General features: G+C 33.0%; 6 protein-coding genes. All 6 read right to left on the bottom strand.

From position 1 onward, the window contains the following. On the bottom strand, positions 1–842 hold an 842-nt coding region (locus tag ACIQZC_RS09660), incomplete at its 3' end, for a DNA translocase FtsK 4TM domain-containing protein (protein ID WP_396139019.1). A gap of 33 nt (positions 843–875) precedes the next feature. After that, the gene (locus tag ACIQZC_RS09655; protein WP_396139018.1) at positions 876–1,250 is read right to left on the bottom strand and encodes a diacylglycerol kinase; all 375 of its coding nucleotides are present in this window, start codon (positions 1,248–1,250) and stop codon (positions 876–878) included. Further along, entirely contained in the window at positions 1,251–1,748 is a 498-nt protein-coding gene (gene tpx, locus ACIQZC_RS09650) for a thiol peroxidase (RefSeq protein ID WP_396139017.1), read from the bottom strand. A gap of 27 nt (positions 1,749–1,775) precedes the next feature. Further along, positions 1,776–2,426, bottom strand: coding sequence for an alpha/beta hydrolase (locus ACIQZC_RS09645; protein ID WP_396139016.1), 651 nt, complete (start codon positions 2,424–2,426; stop codon positions 1,776–1,778). 1 nt (position 2,427) lies between these two features. Next, on the bottom strand, positions 2,428–2,769 hold the full coding sequence (locus tag ACIQZC_RS09640) for a hypothetical protein (protein ID WP_396139015.1): 342 nt from the start codon (positions 2,767–2,769) through the stop codon (positions 2,428–2,430). A 13-nt stretch (positions 2,770–2,782) separates the two neighbouring features. After that, positions 2,783–4,042 carry a dihydroorotase family protein gene (locus ACIQZC_RS09635; RefSeq protein WP_396139020.1) on the bottom strand — a complete coding sequence of 420 codons (1,260 nt, stop codon included), beginning with the start codon at positions 4,040–4,042 and terminating at the stop codon, positions 2,783–2,785. Positions 4,043–4,064 lie beyond the last annotated feature (22 nt).

Here is a 4,064-nt window from a genome sequence, read left to right as displayed (position 1 = left end):
AATTCGGATGAATTTGAAATAGTAGGTTTTAAAGCTTCTTTATTGATTTCAAAAGAGTTGGGATAGGTTTTTAATTCGATATTACTAATTTCTTCTTCATCTTCGGTTAGTAAAAAATCGTCTTCTTTATTTGTAAGTGGCACAATAGGTAATTCATCTTCAGCAACTTCTTGATCTTCTGAATGATTGGTATCAATAATAGGATTTGCACTCGTTTCAGATGCTAGGTCTGCATTAAATGATTTTGCAGACTTTTCAAATATTGAGGTAAACGTATCGGGTGAAACATTGATTTTGAAAACCAAGAAAATTAAAACACCAAATAGTAATACTAAAAGTGTCCCAGTTTTACCGATGTAATCTTGAATGAATAGATTCATTTCATAGCCAATGACACCACCTAATTGCGGAACATAATCCCAAAGAAATCCTAATAATATAGAACCTATAATGATAAGAAATCCATCCCAAAAAAAGTTTTTCTTTAGTTTTAAAAGACTCATATCTAATACTAGATAAGCACCTACTAAAAACAAGACTCTAACAAATAGAAAAGAGGTAACTCCAAATCCTTGGTATAAGAAAAAATCAGCCAAAAAAGCGCCAATTTTTCCTAACCAATTTTCTGTATTAAGTGAACGATTCGCTAATTGACTTACAGCACTTTGATCAGCATATCCAGTAATGAAATAAGAAATGAACGAGAGTAATAAGGCTAACGAAAAGAAAATGAATAAGATGCCTACAATAAATTTTTGTCGGCGACCTATCTTTAAAGATGATTTTTTATTAACTGCGTCAGTTGCATTATCAGCAACACCTTTTGAATTTTTTTTGGCCATTGAAACGGAACAATTTTTACAAAAGTAGCTAATTTAAAATAAATATGGAAAATAAATAATACATCCGATCACGAGAGCGGTTAATGCAGCAAAAAATACTGCTCCAGCTGCAATATCTTTAATAAATCCAATGCGTTTATGAAAATCGGGGTGCACAAAATCAGCAATTTTTTCTACTGCAGTATTTAATCCTTCAATTCCTAAAACTAAACCAAACACCAAGATTTGCATCATCCATTCCATTCTATTGATACCAAAATAAAATCCTGCAATAGTCATAACAACCACAAGTGATGATTGCACCATTATACTATGTTCGGTAGTAATAAGTTTGAAGGCGCCCTTTAAGGCAAATACCATGCTTTTTAGTCGACCCGTAAACAGGGTTTCGTCTTTTTCAAATTTCATCTATAATACAGCTAAAGCAGCTTCATAATTAGGTTCGTCTGCAATTTCATTTACTTGTTCGGTGTGCAGAATTGTTCCGTTTTCATCTAACACAATCACTACACGCGAGTGTAATCCTGCTAAAGGACCATCTACAATTTCTAAACCATAGTTTTTTCCAAAACTTCCATCTTTAAAATCCGATAAGTTAATTACATTTTCTAATCCTTCAGCACCACAAAAACGTTTTTGAGCAAAAGGTAAATCTCTTGAGATACACAAAACTTTGGTATTGGATAATGAACTTGCTTTTTCGTTAAAGGTTCTTACCGAAGTAGCACAAGTTCCAGTGTCAATACTTGGAAATATATTTAAAACGACTTTAGAACCAGCAAAATCAGCTAAAGTTGCAGTTCCTAAATCGATTTTGATAAGACTAAAATCAGTTGCTTTTGAACCTACTGCTGGTAATTCGCTATTTGTGTGAATTGGATTTCCTCCTAATGTAATTGATGCCATAGTTTATAATTTTGTGTACAAATGTACTTATTTATTATTGTTTTGAATAATCCAATTCTTAAAATCAAAGAAATTTTGAGGAGCTACACCATGTCCAACTGGATATTCGTGATATACTACTTCTAATCCTAGATTTTCTAATGCTGGTTTTGCTTTTCGTGCCCAATCTACAGGAATTACTTGATCTACTGTTCCATGTGATATAAAGAATTTCAAATGTGAAATGGCTTTGGTATCAATAACTTCAGGTGCAATATCTTGATTGAAATAACCGCTTAAAGCAACAACTTTTGAAATTTTTTCAGGATAGGTTAGGGCAGTGGCATAGCTTAAAATAGCGCCCTGACTGAATCCTATCAAAGTTACATTTTCTGTATCTATTGGATATTGCTTAACAATTTCATCAATAAAAATACCAATTAATGCTACCGATTCTTTCGCTTGTTCGTTGTCTGAAAATTTGTTTTCATCGGCATCAAAATGAATGGCATACCACGCATGACCATAAGGTTCTAAAATATACGGTGCACGAACAGAAATAACAAAACTATCTTCTGGTAATTCAGCAGCAAAAGAGAATAAATCTTCTTCATTGCTACCATAGCCGTGTAATAGCAGTAATAACGGGTTTTTATCTAAACGAATTTTAGGCTCACGAACTAAATACTGTAAATTCATTTTAGAAACTTTTAAATAATTTTTGATATAAATTTCCAACAATTGGAATTGCTTTATTTTCTCCTTTAATAGCTGATAGAATACCAAAAACCCATAATACCGTAAAAAACACCCAAAAAGAAATATAGATTTGCATGTTACTAAAGTTAGAAATTAGTAATCCAATTGAAATAAAAGTAAGATTTAATCCTAACGCTTGTTTGATATGAAATGAAGCAAATTTATTTTTTGATTCAGCATTCATTGAAAGCGCAATTAATATTCCTACTATTAAAATATAACTAGTAATAGCTGCAATCTTTCCTTTTTCGATATCACTTTTTTCTTGCTCTATGTCGTTCATAGCAATAAAATTATCAATTATTCATTATCAATTGCCCATTATTATAAATTCCAACAGCTTTTCCTTGCATTTTTTGCCCAATGAACGCCGAATTTTTAGATTTTGACTGCACGTTTTCTTTGCTAAATTGCCACTGATCTTGAGTTGTAAATAGTGAAATATCTGCTTTGTTTCCAATTGCTATTGATGGGTTTTCTACATTGAAAATCAGCTTACTAGAAACTAATTTCTCAACCACTATTTCAAGAGGTAAACTATTCAATAAAGCACCAAAAGCACTTTCTAATCCGATGGTTCCATCTTTGGCCAAATCAAATTCTAATTTTTTATTTTCAATGTCTAGCGGATTATGATCTGAGGTAATGCAATCAATTGTTCCTTCTAAAACAGCAGCTATCAAAGCTTTTCGAGTTGCCTCTTCTCTTAAGGGTGGCAAGACTTTGTATCTTGAGTCAAAGCCCATCAATATTTCGTCGTTTAAGACTAAATTATGAACCGCTACACTACAAGTTACTTGTAATCCTTTAGCTTTAGCTTCTTTTATTAATTTTATGCTTCCTTGGGTTGAAATCGTTGGAATGTGTATTTTTCCACCACTATATTCTAGTAAAAATAAGTTGCGGGCTACATGTAATTCTTCTGCTAGTGCAGGAATTCCTTTTAAACCTAATTTTGTACTTACATCTCCTTCATTTGCAATACCACTTCCTTTTAACGTGCTGTCTTGACAAAAAGCCACTAACATTCCATTAAAATCTTGAACGTATTGCAGTGCAATTTTTTGAAGATTTGCATTTTGAAGCGCCTTTTTATAATCGCCAAAAGCAATTGCTCCAGCGTTTTGCATATCATATAATTCCGCCAGCTCATTTCCTTCACTTCCTTTGGTTAATGCGCCAATAGGGTAGAGAGTGGTTGCATTTCCTTTTGCTCTATCCAACACAAATCGTACTTGCGATTGATTGTCGATCGTTGGGTTTGAATTCGGTTGTAATGCTACTGCAGTAAATCCGCTTTTGGCAGCAACTTTCAATCCGTTTTCAATGGTTTCTCGGTCTTCATATCCAGGCTCGCCAAAGGATACCGAACTGTCCATCCAGCCTTTAGAAACATGCAAATTAGGAAGATTCACAACCTCAAAGCCAGAAGTTGTTGTAATTTCCTTATCTATTTGCGTTATCGTACCATTCTCAATTTTCAAGTCCATTGTTTGATTGTGAAACGGACTTGAAGGGTCGATAATTTTGGCTTGTTTTAGAATAACTTGCGTCATTTTACAAATTTTTGAATTAGTA

Source organism: Flavobacterium sp. (assembly GCF_044338735.1).
Taxonomy (GTDB): domain Bacteria; phylum Bacteroidota; class Bacteroidia; order Flavobacteriales; family Flavobacteriaceae; genus Flavobacterium.
Note: the sequence above shows the minus strand (reverse complement) of the source record. Positions and strands in the feature narration are given on the sequence as shown.

Coding starts and splice junctions, on each gene's coding strand:
- ACIQZC_RS09635 (WP_396139020.1), bottom strand. CDS start 4,042: ATGACGCAAGTTATTCTAAAACAAGCCAAAATTATCGACCCTTCAAGT.
- ACIQZC_RS09640 (WP_396139015.1), bottom strand. CDS start 2,769: ATGAACGACATAGAGCAAGAAAAAAGTGATATCGAAAAAGGAAAGATT.
- tpx (WP_396139017.1), bottom strand. CDS start 1,748: ATGGCATCAATTACATTAGGAGGAAATCCAATTCACACAAATAGCGAA.
- ACIQZC_RS09655 (WP_396139018.1), bottom strand. CDS start 1,250: ATGAAATTTGAAAAAGACGAAACCCTGTTTACGGGTCGACTAAAAAGC.
- ACIQZC_RS09645 (WP_396139016.1), bottom strand. CDS start 2,426: ATGAATTTACAGTATTTAGTTCGTGAGCCTAAAATTCGTTTAGATAAA.